The 14,015-nt window shown below is 41.6% G+C and carries 15 protein-coding genes; 8 read left to right on the top strand and 7 right to left on the bottom strand.

The genetic code is table 11. The annotated features are described in order from the left end of the window. Nucleotides 1-48 precede the first annotated feature (48 nt). The gene (locus DV942_RS18665; RefSeq protein ID WP_090985028.1) at nucleotides 49-1,056 is read left to right on the top strand and encodes an SDR family oxidoreductase; all 1,008 of its coding nucleotides are present in this window, start codon (nucleotides 49-51) and stop codon (nucleotides 1,054-1,056) included. 259 nt (nucleotides 1,057-1,315) lie between these two features. On the opposite strand, the gene DV942_RS18660 is transcribed toward DV942_RS18665, so the two are convergent. From DV942_RS18660 to DV942_RS18645, 4 genes are all read right to left on the bottom strand, one after another. Further along, complete coding sequence (locus tag DV942_RS18660; protein ID WP_145860072.1) at nucleotides 1,316-2,110, bottom strand: SDR family NAD(P)-dependent oxidoreductase; 795 nt, start codon at nucleotides 2,108-2,110, stop codon at nucleotides 1,316-1,318. Nucleotides 2,111-2,157: 47 nt separating this feature from the next. After that, the gene (locus tag DV942_RS18655; protein WP_145860070.1) at nucleotides 2,158-2,349 is read right to left on the bottom strand and encodes a hypothetical protein; all 192 of its coding nucleotides are present in this window, start codon (nucleotides 2,347-2,349) and stop codon (nucleotides 2,158-2,160) included. Between the two features lie 204 nt (nucleotides 2,350-2,553). Then, nucleotides 2,554-4,746, bottom strand: coding sequence for a catalase (locus DV942_RS18650; RefSeq protein ID WP_145860068.1), 2,193 nt, complete (start codon nucleotides 4,744-4,746; stop codon nucleotides 2,554-2,556). A gap of 15 nt (nucleotides 4,747-4,761) precedes the next feature. Next, complete coding sequence (locus tag DV942_RS18645) at nucleotides 4,762-5,316, bottom strand: YciE/YciF ferroxidase family protein (protein ID WP_145860066.1); 555 nt, start codon at nucleotides 5,314-5,316, stop codon at nucleotides 4,762-4,764. A 225-nt stretch (nucleotides 5,317-5,541) separates the two neighbouring features. Here DV942_RS18645 and DV942_RS18640 point away from each other — a divergent pair, with 225 nt between their 5' ends. The 4 genes from DV942_RS18640 to DV942_RS18625 all read left to right on the top strand — a co-directional run bounded on the left by DV942_RS18640 (nucleotide 5,542) and on the right by DV942_RS18625 (nucleotide 8,107). Beyond that, nucleotides 5,542-6,030: a CinA family protein gene (locus tag DV942_RS18640; RefSeq protein WP_145860064.1), complete on the top strand. Its 489-nt coding sequence runs from the start codon at nucleotides 5,542-5,544 to the stop codon at nucleotides 6,028-6,030. 10 nt (nucleotides 6,031-6,040) lie between these two features. Then, the gene (locus tag DV942_RS18635; RefSeq protein WP_145860062.1) at nucleotides 6,041-6,718 is read left to right on the top strand and encodes a DUF6766 family protein; all 678 of its coding nucleotides are present in this window, start codon (nucleotides 6,041-6,043) and stop codon (nucleotides 6,716-6,718) included. A gap of 114 nt (nucleotides 6,719-6,832) precedes the next feature. After that, a complete protein-coding gene (locus DV942_RS18630) occupies nucleotides 6,833-7,390 on the top strand; it encodes a YciE/YciF ferroxidase family protein (protein ID WP_090984813.1) in 558 nt (185 codons plus the stop codon). Nucleotides 7,391-7,633: 243 nt separating this feature from the next. After that, nucleotides 7,634-8,107, top strand: a complete 474-nt coding sequence (locus DV942_RS18625; protein WP_145860060.1) for an ankyrin repeat domain-containing protein — start codon at nucleotides 7,634-7,636, stop codon at nucleotides 8,105-8,107. On the opposite strand, the gene DV942_RS18620 is transcribed toward DV942_RS18625, so the two are convergent. Next, nucleotides 8,104-8,712, bottom strand: a complete 609-nt coding sequence (locus tag DV942_RS18620; protein ID WP_145860058.1) for a hypothetical protein — start codon at nucleotides 8,710-8,712, stop codon at nucleotides 8,104-8,106. The genes DV942_RS18625 and DV942_RS18620 overlap by 4 nt on opposite strands. 178 nt (nucleotides 8,713-8,890) lie before the next feature. On the opposite strand from DV942_RS18620, the gene DV942_RS18615 reads away from it, so the two are divergent. The 3 genes from DV942_RS18615 (at nucleotide 8,891) to DV942_RS18605 (ending at nucleotide 11,588) form a co-directional block, all read left to right on the top strand. Next, a complete protein-coding gene (locus tag DV942_RS18615) occupies nucleotides 8,891-10,459 on the top strand; it encodes an FAD-dependent oxidoreductase (RefSeq protein ID WP_145860056.1) in 1,569 nt (522 codons plus the stop codon). A gap of 69 nt (nucleotides 10,460-10,528) precedes the next feature. Beyond that, a complete protein-coding gene (locus DV942_RS18610) occupies nucleotides 10,529-10,810 on the top strand; it encodes a hypothetical protein (RefSeq protein WP_145860054.1) in 282 nt (93 codons plus the stop codon). 52 nt (nucleotides 10,811-10,862) lie between these two features. Next, complete coding sequence (locus tag DV942_RS18605; protein ID WP_145860052.1) at nucleotides 10,863-11,588, top strand: DUF72 domain-containing protein; 726 nt, start codon at nucleotides 10,863-10,865, stop codon at nucleotides 11,586-11,588. Between the two features lie 205 nt (nucleotides 11,589-11,793). Here DV942_RS18605 and DV942_RS18600 read toward each other — a convergent pair whose 3' ends face one another. Continuing rightward, nucleotides 11,794-12,156, bottom strand: coding sequence for a response regulator (locus DV942_RS18600; RefSeq protein WP_134204787.1), 363 nt, complete (start codon nucleotides 12,154-12,156; stop codon nucleotides 11,794-11,796). Further along, nucleotides 12,149-13,702: a PAS domain-containing sensor histidine kinase gene (locus DV942_RS18595; RefSeq protein WP_244950740.1), complete on the bottom strand. Its 1,554-nt coding sequence runs from the start codon at nucleotides 13,700-13,702 to the stop codon at nucleotides 12,149-12,151. Before DV942_RS18595 ends, DV942_RS18600 begins: the two co-directional genes overlap by 8 nt. Nucleotides 13,703-14,015: the final 313 nt, after the last annotated feature.

Genomic DNA, 14,015 nt, shown 5'->3' with positions numbered 1-14,015 from the left:
CTTCTAAAATTTTATCTGGTTATATCTATACCTATTAAAAACATCATTATGGACGGAAAAAAAATTTTTACACGACGTGAGGCGCTCGGAGGCCTAGGCATCGGGTTGGCCAGTATGGCCATTGCCCCGACACTAACTGCAGCAACAGTAGACCAAACCTATTATTCGCCACTTGCCGCGCTCGAAGATCCTACAACCAAGTATCCGCGACCACCTTTTAACCATCAAAATCAGCCTTGGCCGGCCTTAGCCAGCAAAATGGAGCCAAGGCCAGATCATGGCGAAACCAGTTATAAAGGTTCGGGAAGACTGATGGGTAGAAAAGCACTGATTACCGGTGGCGATTCTGGCATGGGAAGAGCTGCAGCCATTGCCTATGCCAGGGAAGGCGCAGATGTGGCGATCAATTATCTGCCACAAGAGGAACCTGATGCCAGGGAAGTTGTTGAACTGATTAAAAAGGCTGGCCGTAAGGCCGTTGCCATTCCTGGCGACATCCGAGATGAAGCCTTTTGCAAAAAGCTGGTCGATACCGCTGTAAGTCAGCTGGGCGGACTTGATATCCTGATTAGTAATGCCGCAAGACAACAAAGCACGCCTTCGCTTGCTGATTTAACCAGTGAGCAGTTTGACTGGACCATAAAAACCAATATATATGCGCCATTCTGGATTATTAAAGCAGCCTTGCCACATCTAAAACCAGGCTCATCTATTATTGGAACCACTTCTGTACAGGCAACCGATCCATCACCTGATCTTTACGATTATGCACAAACAAAAGCCGCTACCACAAATTTCGTAAAATCCCTTGCCAAACAACTTGGGCCTAAGGGTATCCGGGTAAATGGCGTTGCACCTGGCCCGATATGGACGCCATTACAAATGGGAGGTGGTTCAACCCCTGAAAAACTTAAAGAATTTGGTAAAGATACTGCGCTGGGCAGGCCCGGCCAACCTGCCGAACTGGCGTCGATTTATGTTCAGCTTGCTGCAAATGATGCCAGTTTTTCTACCGGACAGATATATGGTGCTGCAGGAGGAAATGGGCAGCCTTAATGCTAGGTGACAGATAGTTAAGTATCGTCATTGCGAGAAGGCTTTTTCAGCCGACGAAGCCATCTTTCTGGCACAAAACTACCTACATGAAAGATTGCTTTGTCGTTCCTCCCCGCAATGACGATCGCGCTGGTGGATTTTGTCAATGGTAGCGTCACGGAGATTTTTTTTAAACACATTAAAAGATCTCTCCACTACGCGTTGCTTCGGTCGAGATGACGAAATCTATTTGAAATCTGATATTGATATGGGGATAATATTATGATTTATCCACCGGTTCCTGTTGCTTACCCGTCTGTTCTGCCAACATGCTGTCAGGAGTTATATTTCCCATGGCTACCTGTAATTTGTTTTTAAACCCGGAGATTACCATATCTTTCCCCGCAACCATGGCCTCATAACCATCTTTAGCTACATCTGCGGGATCTGCAAGTTCTCCTTCCTGTACCGCTTTGGAATCCAGCATATTTGCTTTTCTAAAAAAATCGGTATCTGTAGGCCCAGGCAATAAAGAAGTGATGGTAACCGGTGTATCTTTAATTTCCGCGCGGACAGCCTCATTAAAGGAATGCACAAACGCTTTTGTTCCATGGTAAACCGCCTGGTAAGGCCCTGGTACTTTCCCTGCAATGGAGGCAACATTTAAAATCTTTCCGCTTCCGCGTGCTACCATGTCGCGGACAAACAACTTGGTTAACGTTACTAAGGAAGCGACGTTAAGCTGGATGATATCCAGTTCCTGATTAAGATCAGTATCGATAAATTTACCATAAACGCCTTGCCCGGCATCATTCACCAATACATCGATCTGTATATTTCTCGCTTTTATCTGTTCATAAAGATTAAAAGCTGCATTTGGTTCAAAAAGATCGGCAATAACTGTAATGACCTGAACCCCTTGTTCCTCAAGCACCAGCGCAGTTTTTTGCAGGCTAGCCTCTTCCCTGCCAACAATAACCAGGTTAAAGCGATCTTTTGCAAAAAGCTTTGCCAGTTCGTAACCAATGCCACTGCTTGCCCCGGTAATCAGAGCGAAATGTTTTGTATTTTCCATAGTAGGTATTTTTGGCTTAGTGAAGCCCGGTGTAAATAATAATCCGTTTAGTCAGTATTGCTTTCACTGGTTTGCTTGTCTGCATCCGAATCAGATTTTGTAGCTTGTTCGGCCACTTTCTCTGATGCATCATCTTCCTGATGGGCACTATCTGCATCGCTTCCCGCTAGCTGAGAGACTGGAATAACGCCTACTTTTTCCTCATTCTGCATTTCGTGATCTGTTTTTTTGTTTTCCATAACCTTAAGCTTATTTATGATTGACAAGAGCAGACAGATGAATTTGCCTAGATAATATCAAAAATATTCCTCCCTGTAAATGCCCCTCCATTATAGAACCTGTTGAAACCTTTAGCAGTTTGGTTTATTTTTAAAAAAAACAACCAGGCTAATGATAACCTGGTTGAAATGTTGTTAGGGATATTGTATTAAAATTAATTTCGCCTATGCCGGAATTTTTCTCGGCACCTCCCGATCCCAGAATCGGTGCAGGGCAATCATTTTAGCGAACAATTCGGCTAATGAAGAAAGATTATCCGAAACCAATATTCCTTCGCGCAGAACAGTTTCCTGCGAATATTCATCAGGAAGCTTCTTATAGAAATAGGTGGCCTCTAAAACCTGTATGGCTGTAGCATCGGCAGCTATTGCCTTGCAGTGTTTAAAAGCTTCGTTCAGAAAATGTACGGCATTGGCTTCGGCTTCCAATGTAGCAGAACTATTTATTCCTCCCGGAAGATAAACGGCATCGTAAAGTACAGAAGCGGCCGTTAAGAAACTTTCATCCACATCAATCTGCTGATCTTCCTGCGAAAGAATAGTACCGAGTTTTGGTGCTATAATATGAACAATTGCGCCTTGTGCTACAAGTGCATCTTTTACCTCACTTAATGATTGGCCATCAACCCCATCCGCTGCAAGGATGGCAATTTTTCTGGTGGCAATAGAATCTTTAAGCGTACCCGCCATACTCAATGCCTCCGATTTTGCAAGTTCACCTTCTTTCTGTTCCGGGGTATAATCTGCCGGATCGGCGTCTGCCGGGATACTTCCATTAAGTTCTGCTAAAGGGATGGTTGGAACATGAAGCCCAAGCGCATAAGCTACGGCTGCTGCAAGCCCTTTATCCACATGGTTAAGCAAGCCAAGCATGCGTGTTCTGATTTCGACCATTTTTACCTTACCCAGTTCAAAACTAAAAGCATCAATCAGGTGATTTTTTTCGGCTTCAGACTGGCTATTAAAGAATAATCTCGCCTGCGAAAAGTGATCAAAAAAGCTCCTGCTTCTTGCACGGATTTTCTTTGCATCAATGCGCTCGTTATAACTAACAAAACCACCCTCGGCAGCTTTGGCTTGCCGCGGATCATTTGTAGCTATTCCATTTGGGCCATAACTGGTTTTACCCCGGTTTATGGTTTGGCGCATATAACCGTCGCGCTGGTTATTATGTATAGGCACTACAGGCCTGTTAATTGGAATCTCATGAAAATTTGGTCCACCTAACCTGATCAGCTGTGTATCTGTATAAGAAAATAACCTTCCCTGCAACAGCGGGTCGTTAGTAAAATCAATTCCCGGAACCACATGCCCAACATGAAAAGCGACCTGCTCAGTTTCAGCGAAAAAATTATCCGGATTTCGGTTCAAGGTCATTTTACCAATGCGTTGCACCGGAACGAGCTCTTCGGGAATGATTTTGGTAGGATCTAATAAATCGAAGCCAAACTTAAATTCATCTTCCTCTGCCACAATCTGTAAACCAAGTTCCCACTCAGGGAAAGCACCTGCTTCTATGGCATCCCAAAGATCTCTTCTATGAAAATCGGGATCCTTTCCGGAAATATTTTGTGCTTCATCCCAGGCTACCGAGTGTACACCCTGCAATGGTTTCCAGTGAAATTTAACAAAACTGGAAACCCCGGATGCATTAACTAAACGGAAGGTATGAACTCCAAAACCTTCCATCATCCGGTAACTTCTTGGAATGGCCCTGTCGCTCATCAACCACATGATCATATGTGCAGATTCTGGCATAAAGGAAATGAAATCCCAAAAAGTATCATGTGCTGATGCAGCCTGAGGAATTTCATTGTCCGGCTCTGGCTTTACGGCATGTACTAAATCAGGAAATTTAACTGCATCCTGAATAAAAAAGACAGGCATATTGTTACCTACGAGGTCAAAATTACCTTCTTGAGTATAAAATTTTACCGCGAAACCACGCACATCACGGGCAAGATCAGTAGAACCCCTTGATCCTGCTACGGTTGAAAACCGAACAAAAACAGGCGTTTCCTGTCCCGGATCGCAGAGAAAAGCTGCCCTTGTGATGTCAGACATATCCTCATATACCTTAAACACCCCGTGTGCTCCCGATCCCCTTGCATGTACAACACGTTCAGGGATCCGCTCATGGTCAAAATGGGTAATTTTTTCTCTTAATATAAAATCTTCCAACAATGTTGCACCTCGATCGCCAGCCTTAAGCGAATTCTGATCGTCATTTATTTTAACTCCGTGATTCGTAGTCAGTTTTTCACCCCTGTCATCTGCAACAAAGGCCTCTAATTTCGCGGTTTTATCGTTGTCCTGTTTTATCGGGCTGGTATCTTTTACCGTTGTTTTTTTTGCCATTTTATTTCTCCTTTCTTAAGCCTCATCAGCTGCCTGGTAGTTAATTTCATTTTCAGCAATATCAGTAAGCTTGGTATCAGCAAGTTTTTCTTCAGCAAGTGTTTGTTCGAGTAAATCTGCAACCTCTGTTAAGCCCAATGTGGTGGCCAATTGGAAAAGCCCGCCATAAGAAGCAATTTCATAATGTTCTACCTTCTGGCTGGCTAGTATGATGCCCACATCACGTGTTGCGGTTCCGGCTTCCGTTTCTTCAATGATACTTTCACCCTCTTTACCCAATCCTTCCATCGCATCACATTTTTTTGCAATGGGTTTCTCACCAAGCAGCTCAAATACCTGTTCAAGCCTGGCTACATGTCCTTTGGTTTCTGTAAGATGAGATTCAATTGCGCTTTTTAGCGCTGGTGCTGTCGCACTGGCAATCATTTTTGGCAAATTTTTAACCAAATGATTTTCGGCCCAATAAAGATCACAGATTCCATCTTTAAAGAGTTCTTTTAAGGCCGGAGAAGCCTCTACCGTGGCTTTAGCACTGAGTTTTGGTTTACTGCCGCTGTCTTGTTTTTTCATGGTATGTTTTGTTTAAGGATGTTTCTTTATTAACCATCATCTATAACAACCCTATATTTTGCTATATAGTTTCCGTAATTTATCCGTGTTTTAATACGCATTGGGTAAAAAAACGGATACTTAACGCAACCTTCTCTTCAAAACCATTTTTAAAAACGCCTTGTTAATTAGCGTATATATCCTTTAATCGGATTATAAAGAAGTAAGAGCCAGATTTTAGCAAATATGAAAAGCAATAAAATGGATGCTGTGGGCAAAATGCTCATTGGTAAAAAGTTAACAATTGCCTTTGCCGAAAGCGCAACCGCCGGCCGGCTTTCGGCAGAATTTTCAATGATCGACCATGCAGGAGAATTTCTTAAGGGCGGAATTGCCTGTTATGATGCCCAATTAAAGCAGGATCTTTTACAGGTTGATCATACGTTGATTAAAACCTATACACCTGAATCAATGGAGGTAACCCGGGCCATTAGTTTGGGCCTTTCACGGTTGATCCCAGCTGATATTCATATCGGTATTACCGGGCTTACCGCTCCGGGAGGAAGCGAAACTGAAGAAAAGCCCGTAGGTACTGTATTTATTTATGCGACCAGCAAAGGTGGGCTGGCCTTTTCAGAAAGACTTAATTTTACCGGAGAACGGGAAGAAATTGTTTCGGCAACGGTAGAGGCCTGTGCAGATTTACTTATAAATTACCTCAGCGCTATAGACTAATATCACGATCATGAAAGCTAACAGCGTATTTCCTAAAAAAACCTGGCTATATAAAAACGGACTATCTGTTGTATTCATCGGCCTTTTTGTATGCTCCCTTTTTGCCCAGGCCCTTACCGGCTGGAATGAACACAATAAAGAACTTAATGAACATGGAGCAAACAGCCTTAATTTAGGCACCTACCTGCGTTCAGGCCATTTCATCTCTGCGACCTTTGAGAATTTCGAAAGTGAATTTTTACAGATGATGCTTTATGTTTTGTTAACGATAAAACTACGCCAGATCGGTTCTGCAGAATCAAAAAAGATTGACCAGAAAGAAGAAGTGGATCGGGAACCCGTTCCCTCCAAAGATGCACCATGGGCTGTACGCCAGGGCGGATGGATTTTAAAACTATATTCCCATTCTCTTTCCATTGCTTTTATTTTACTGTTTTTGCTTAGCTGGTATCTGCATTTTTACGGCAGCTGGCAAGACCACAACATAGAACAGGCACTAAAAGGAAAACCTGCGGATACGATGGGCGCTTACCTGGGGCAAACCACTTTCTGGTTTGAAACCTTTCAAAATTGGCAGAGCGAGTTCCTATCTGTTGCCGCTATCGTTGTACTCACTATTTTTCTGAGGCAGAAAGGTTCGCCTGAATCAAAACCTGTTGATGCGCCACACATGGAAACAGGGAAATAAGCTGACGAAGTGGAGCCTACAGTTTCGAACAAATCTTACAAACAATAAAAAAAGTCAAAACTATCATAAATTTCAACCTGTTCTATACATAAAGAACCTATAAAAAATATAATTATGGCAACTACAAAAAAAACCGAAAAGAAAACCGCAAAACCTACAGGTAAAACAGGAAAAATGGAGAATTCAGAATTCCACGAGTTTTTTATTGATGAGTTAAAAGATATTTATTGGGCAGAGAAACACCTTGCAAAAGCGCTTCCGAAAATGAAGAAAGCGGCTACAAGCCCGGAACTAGCCGCAGCTTTTGAAAAGCATACCGAAGAAACAGAGCAACACATCAGCACACTTGAAGAAGTATTTAGCCTTTTAGGCGAAAAAGCAACTGCGAAAAAATGCGATGCCATGGCTGGATTATTAGAAGAAGCTGACGGCATTATTGCTGATACAGATAAAGGTACCATGATTCGCGATGCCGGACTTATTCTCGCCGCTCAAAAAGTTGAACACTATGAAATTGCAACTTATGGAACCTTAAGGGTATTTGCAGAAAATATGGGCCACAATGATGTAGCCGAACTTCTTACGCAAACCCTCGAAAATGAAAAGGCAACAGATGTAGCTTTAACAGAACTGGCGGTTAACGCAGTTAATGAGGAAGCAGTAGCAGAATAAATAATTTAAAAAGGCTCTTCGGAGCCTTTTGTTTATTTGTGCTATTTTTACGTCGTCCACCCTGATCCGATAGTTATCGAATTTATTTCAGGGTCTTTTCTGTTGAAAAAATGCTAAAAAGCAGCTATAGAACGAAAAACCGATTGAAATAATCGGTTAAAATTACCACCAACAATGAAATATTCTTTATTACATCCAGAATAATAAACCAAACCTTTTCATTACAGCCACAGTTATGTTTACATGGAAAATTTAGACCAATTAATGATACCCGCAGCCAGACAAGGAGAAACGGAAGTGTTAAAAGAGCTTATTAGCAGGGGTGCAAATGTGAATTTCAGGGATGAAAAAGGCTACACCCCATTAATCATTGCCTGTTATAACAACCGTTTATCATGTGCGGAAATACTTTTAACAGCAGGAGCTGATATCAACGCGGCAGATTTTGGTGGCAATACCGCACTGATGGGGGTTTGCTTTAAGGGCTACCTTCCCATTGCCGAATTACTCATCGCCAGGGGGGCAAAACTAGATCTTCAGCATGGAAACGGGGGGACCGCATTGATGTTTGCCGCCATGTTTGGCAGGAATGACCTGCTGAAACTGTTACTTGAAAATGGCGCAGATACTTCCATTACCGATGTACGCGGACAGCGGGCTGCAGAACTTGCAGCCATGCAGGGCAATGAAGAAGGGCTTGCCATGCTGCAGCATTAAGGCTTACCATCAAGCAACCCTTTTACAAGCAATTTCCATTGTGGATAGGATAAGCCCAGCTTTGCACTAAAACCGACAACCAGGTTCCGGGCCCTATCAATTAAATTGCCATCACTAACATTAGCCTGCTCATTCCTTCCATGTTCCTCTGCCCATACCGTAATCCGATCTCTTCGGATAATAAAGGTAGAAGTGGCATGGTCTTTTAAAAAATGAGCAACCTCCTTATCTTGGTTTAAAGGCGAAGGGCAAGGGCGCACACACATACTGATCATTTCCTGGTCACCTCCATGCTCACTTTTAATTTCTTCAACCATCACCCAATCAAAACCATCACCCGATAGTGGTCCGGGACCCGGGATATCGATTCTGATAAAATCTCCCTTTTGTGCTGACCGCATGGCTTCCTTTCCGTCAGGGGTAAAAACCTTAAAGTCTGATAATCCGGAGAGTTTGCCCCATTCATTCACGGCCAGTAATCGTTTTTCAGCAGCTGCAAAAAAATCCTGAGCCTGAATGAGGGTGTTTAATTTACGTTCTTCAACTGCATCCATCTGGCTTCCCACAAGTTGCGGCGGAACCAAATCATTATTCGATTTTTCCATAGTCTTTTTATTTAAAAACCATGTGTTCCTCTGCTTAGTTTCGTTATTTATCAAACAGAATAAAAATCGACATCAAGTTTAGTGAAATAAACATCCTGACCTGCTCCAGGCAGTTAAAACGAAATTCTAAAACCTTTACGTTTGATAACAGGTTCTTAATTTATCAACTGCTTTGAAAATGAAAAATAACGAAACAGAAATAAATAGGAGAGATGGAGCCAATGCCAGTATGTGGCAGGCTGCTTCAATAAACAGTGTCGCAAAAGATTATGCTGATCAGGAAGAAATATACGATACGCTGATTATAGGTGGTGGAATTACAGGTATAACAACCGCATACCTTTTGCAAAAACAGGGTAAGCATTGTGCGCTGGTTGAAGCAAAAAACCTCGGCTTTGGCACCACCGGCGGCACAACTGCCCATTTAAACACTTTTCTGGATACTACCTACCCTGAAATAGATGGCGACTTTAGCAAAGAAACGTCTGGCTTAATAGCAGAAGGAACAAAGAAGATGATCGAAATGATCAGCACAAACGTACAGGAATTAAAAATTGATGCTGATTTTGAGTTTAAAATGGCTTATCTTTTTTCGCAGAACGAAAAAGAAACAAAAGAACTCCAATCTATCCTTGAGTCATCGCAGGCTGCTGGTGTGGCAGTAAGTGAAGCTGATGAAAATGGTGTTCCGATCCCTTATGATCACGTTTTGCGTTTTGAAAACCAGGCCCAGTTTCACCCATTAAAATACATTACCGCACTGGCGAAGGAATTTGAAAAACTGGGCGGTAAAATTATTGAACAGACCTTTATCCACAGTACAGAGCTGCGTGAAGACATCCACTATGCAAAGAGTGATAAATTTACACTACAGGCAAAAAATATTGTTTATGCCACGCATATTCCGCCGGGGATAAATATCCTTTCTTTACGCAACGCACCTTACCGTAGTTCTGTGCTTGCCGTAAAGCTGAACAGCGGCAAATATCCTGATTGCCTGGCTTACGATATGCAAGAGCCTTATCACTACTTCAGGAGCCATGAAATTGATGGACAACAATACCTGATTATTGGTGGCGCCGACCATAAAACCGGCCACGGAGATCCGTTAAAAGCTTTTGAAGATCTTCAGGATTATGCAAAAAAATACTTTGACATCGGCGAGATCAGTTACAAATGGTCATCACAGTATTATGTACCTGTTGATGGGCTACCTTATGTTGGTCAACTGCCTGGGGGCGATAAAAGAATTTATGTTGCAACTGGTTTCAATGGAAATGGTATGATCCTGGGCAGTCTTTCGGCTGTACTGATCAGTGATCTTATTCTGGGAAAAGAAAATCCCTATGAAAAACTGTTCAATCCGTCGAGGTTGAAACCCATTGCCGGATTTGCCGAATTTGTAAAAGAAAATGCAGATGTAGCCTACCATTTTGTGGCAGACCGATTTGGCGCAGAAATCATTAAATCTACCAGCGAACTGGGCAAAAGCGAGGGCAAAATTGTAGAATTTGATGGAGAAAAACTGGCCTTGTATAAGGATAATGCCGGAAAAATAACAGCCTTAAACCCTGTATGTACGCATGCAGGTTGTATTGTGAACTGGAATCCAACTGAAAAGACGTGGGACTGCCCCTGCCATGGAGGACGCTTTTCTATTGATGGACAAGTGCTTACCGGGCCGCCTCAAAAAGATCTCGGGTCCATCCCATTGGATGAGCTGGAATCAGTAAGGGAGAAGAAATAAATCAGCCTGAACCCCAGGTCACAATTTACTTTTATTAACACATTAGATACCAATATGAACGGAATACCTATGAAAAAGCCTAAAGGAGAGCTGCATACGTTAAAGACAAAGTTTGATGACGGATTAATAGAATCATTATGGAGCGAAAATGGAGAACTGATGTATATCATTAAAGACGGACTCGACCTGAATGAATACGCTTTGCTTGCCAAACAGATTCTTGAAAGTGAGGGTGATATTGCACATGATTTTACCGGAAAGGTAACCAACGAATCGAAAAACGAATTTGCCCGGTTTGAGTATAGATCGGGATGGTTTTTGGATGGGCTGGCGGAAGGTGAAATAGAATAGCAATATGCTATAAGATAACCGTGATAAGTATTTTAGCATAAGATAGGATTAAATGAAATCAGGTAAGGCTTTTATCGGTACATCAGGATGGAAATACCGCCATTGGGAGGGTACTTTTTATCCGGCAAATCTTAAAAAGAAAGATCAATTGCAATATTTTACTGCAAATTTTGATACTGTAGAACTGAACAATTCTTTTTACCGCCAGCCAACGCTACAGAATTTCGAAGCTTGGGAGGCACAAAGTCCCGCGCGTTTTACTTATGCCGTTAAAGCTAACCGGTATTTTACCCATTTAAAAAAACTGAATGTATCGCGAAACGAAATCGTAGAATTTTTAGATGCGAGCCTCGGGCTAGGGAAGAAATTGGGTCCTATCCTTTTTCAACTCCCACCAAAATGGCAAATTAATACCGAGCGGCTGGAACGATTTTTAGAAATACTCCCATCAGGATATCGTTATACTTTTGAATTCAGAAATCAGACCTGGTACGATGAAGCGGTATTTGCGCTGCTAAAACAATACAATTGTGCCTTCTGTATTTACGATTTAGGCGGGCATCAATCGCCCATTGTTGCCACTGCTGATTTTGTATACATCAGGCTGCACGGACCCGGAGAAAAATACCAGGGTTCATACAGTCGATCTGCCTTATCGAAATGGGCTGAGATGTGTAATGCCTGGTTGCAGGAAAAGAAAGATGTATACCTCTATTTTGATAATGACCAAGAAGGTTATGCTGCTTTTAATGCAATTGAGCTTAAGAAAATGATATAACTAAGTGCTTTAAATGCTGAGTTTAGCTTTTAGATTAACTTAATGCAGATTCATCATGCTGAATTCATTTTACAAGTAGCGTTAGCATTTCAATTGCCTTGTAGCTACTTCGTGGTCAGCATCTTCTAGCAAGAAGCCCTTGAAATAAATCAGAGAGCTATCAGATCAGGGTGACGACGGTAAACAAAAATATGTATCAACTCCTTTAATTAAGCAGGGCGTTAACGGACTCTAAAATATTGTTTAAATCAAAAGGTTTGGCTATAAATTGATTGGCGCCTGCATCACTTGCTACCTGTTCACCATCTCTGCTGGCAGAAATTACAATTACTTTTAGTTGATGATGTGCCGAGTGCTTTCTTAGGTGCTTCAGTACCTCTTGTCCCGAAAGTCTAGGCATCCATAAATCCAGGATCAGCAAATCCGGTTGTTCCTTATCAATAGCCGCCTGTACTTTTAAACTGTCATTTACCGAAATCACCGTATGTCCCACCTCATCCAAAATCATTTCCAATACATCAATAATCCCTTCATCATCATCACAGATCATGATTTTCTTTTTATCCATTCGTTTCCTTTCCTGCCTTAGGTAAAGTAAAACTGAATATAGAACCTTTGCCTATTTCACTTTCTACCCATAGGGTTCCATTATGTCTTTTAATAATCTGGTCGCAAATATAAAGTCCTATGCCCATCCCTGGAAACTTCTTCTGGATTTCTACACCCCGGTAAAACCTTTCAAAAACTTTTTTCCTGTCTTCAGCACTCATTCCTAAACCAAAATCCTTAACCGATACCTTTACATAATCACTTACGTTGGCAATATTGACTTCAATTTTTTCCGAATCGGGTGCATATTTAATGGCGTTTGATAATAAATTGCTCACCACTTGAGCAATGTGCGACTCATCTGCAAGCACCTTTGCACCAGTTTGGCCACTTAGTATGATCTGATGACCAGGAACTGTTGTACGCATACCATCAACAGCTTCAGCAATCATGTTATCGAAATCAAACTGCGCCATATGCAACTCCATATTACCACTCTGGATACGCGAAACATCAAGCAATTCGCTAATCAGCGAATTTAAGCGTTCTACATATACCGATACTTTGCCAAAAGTAGATAGAAATTTCTCACTCGCATCTTGAGGCATGGCACGTTCTAACAACTGCACATAACCTTTTATTGTAGTAAGCGGGGTACGGAGTTCATGACTGGCAATGGATAAGAAGTCGTCTTTTCTAATTTCCACCTCACGCCTTTCCGTAATATCTTCAATAGCGAGCAGGATTTGGTCTTTAAATTGCCCTTCAAATTCTACGCGGTATGCATTCAAGAGCATTAATTTCTTTCCAATATGTGGAAAATCATGCTCAACTTCGAAATCCACAACAGGATTATTGGTTGGCAGAATTTTAACAAGCAGATCACGAAGCTTCGGAATATCCCACTGGTGGTTACCTAAATCATATAACTGACGGCCAACCGTTTCTTCTTTACTTACCTTAAATGTCCTCAAAAAGTGATTGTTGGCACTAAGTACATTGAAATTAGGATCAAGTACCAAAAGCCCCTCTCGAACCGTTTCTATAATACTGGACAGGAAGGCTTCGCTTTCCCGAAGTTCTTTTGTACGCTCTTTGATCCGGTTTTCCATCACCAATTTTTGCTGCCGCAAATCGTGCTCCGCATTCTTCCTTGAGGTTACATCGTTCTGCACCCCTATAAAATGGGTTACTTCACCATTGGCATTTTTTACTGGCGACATATAGAGTTCGTTCCAGAACAGATCGCCATTTTTTTTATAATTTCTGATTTCTACCCGGCATTCTACCCCTTCTGCAATGCTTTTACCTAAAATTGCCCGTTCTTCTTGGTTTCGGTCCTGTGCCTGCAAAAACCTGCAATTATGTCCAATAATCTCCTTTCTCGAATATCCCGTAATTTTTTCAAAGGCCTTATTGCAATAAATGATTGGATTGTCTTGCTGGGTATTATCGGTAATGATGATGCCAGAAATAGAGGCATCCAATGCCATAGTCATCAGTTGAAAATTAGATGCACCTGCATTTCCTGAAAGTTCAAATTTTCTATTGTTAGATGTTTCCAATTGATCTGTATAAAATTGTGTGTATCTGACTTGTATTTTGAGAAGTGTTTAACCACTTCTAATTTCGTTTTAATTAATAAAATCCATCATATAACCCCTTAATTAGTAATTTGTTTTATTTCTTTACAACTAAAATCGGTTACACTGATGCGTGTTGGAAATCATCTATGTGGAAAAAAAGACAACTATAAACATTACTTCTCAACCCAGGTTAATTTAAAATATTATGCTAAACTAGTCTTTTTTCAAAACAATTAAGAAAAGACCAATGTTATAACCGCACATCTACCTAAAATAAATAACTGTTCAATCA

The organism is Pedobacter suwonensis, from assembly GCF_007833675.1.
Classification (GTDB): Bacteria; Bacteroidota; Bacteroidia; order Sphingobacteriales; family Sphingobacteriaceae; genus Pedobacter; species Pedobacter suwonensis.
This window is presented reverse-complemented; position numbering and strand designations above follow the sequence as displayed.

Coding starts and splice junctions, on each gene's coding strand:
- DV942_RS18665 (WP_090985028.1), top strand. CDS start 49: ATGGACGGAAAAAAAATTTTTACACGACGTGAGGCGCTCGGAGGCCTA.
- DV942_RS18660 (WP_145860072.1), bottom strand. CDS start 2,110: ATGGAAAATACAAAACATTTCGCTCTGATTACCGGGGCAAGCAGTGGC.
- DV942_RS18655 (WP_145860070.1), bottom strand. CDS start 2,349: ATGGAAAACAAAAAAACAGATCACGAAATGCAGAATGAGGAAAAAGTA.
- DV942_RS18650 (WP_145860068.1), bottom strand. CDS start 4,746: ATGGCAAAAAAAACAACGGTAAAAGATACCAGCCCGATAAAACAGGAC.
- DV942_RS18645 (WP_145860066.1), bottom strand. CDS start 5,316: ATGAAAAAACAAGACAGCGGCAGTAAACCAAAACTCAGTGCTAAAGCC.
- DV942_RS18640 (WP_145860064.1), top strand. CDS start 5,542: ATGAAAAGCAATAAAATGGATGCTGTGGGCAAAATGCTCATTGGTAAA.
- DV942_RS18635 (WP_145860062.1), top strand. CDS start 6,041: ATGAAAGCTAACAGCGTATTTCCTAAAAAAACCTGGCTATATAAAAAC.
- DV942_RS18630 (WP_090984813.1), top strand. CDS start 6,833: ATGGCAACTACAAAAAAAACCGAAAAGAAAACCGCAAAACCTACAGGT.
- DV942_RS18625 (WP_145860060.1), top strand. CDS start 7,634: ATGGAAAATTTAGACCAATTAATGATACCCGCAGCCAGACAAGGAGAA.
- DV942_RS18620 (WP_145860058.1), bottom strand. CDS start 8,712: ATGGAAAAATCGAATAATGATTTGGTTCCGCCGCAACTTGTGGGAAGC.
- DV942_RS18615 (WP_145860056.1), top strand. CDS start 8,891: ATGAAAAATAACGAAACAGAAATAAATAGGAGAGATGGAGCCAATGCC.
- DV942_RS18610 (WP_145860054.1), top strand. CDS start 10,529: ATGAAAAAGCCTAAAGGAGAGCTGCATACGTTAAAGACAAAGTTTGAT.
- DV942_RS18605 (WP_145860052.1), top strand. CDS start 10,863: ATGAAATCAGGTAAGGCTTTTATCGGTACATCAGGATGGAAATACCGC.
- DV942_RS18600 (WP_134204787.1), bottom strand. CDS start 12,156: ATGGATAAAAAGAAAATCATGATCTGTGATGATGATGAAGGGATTATT.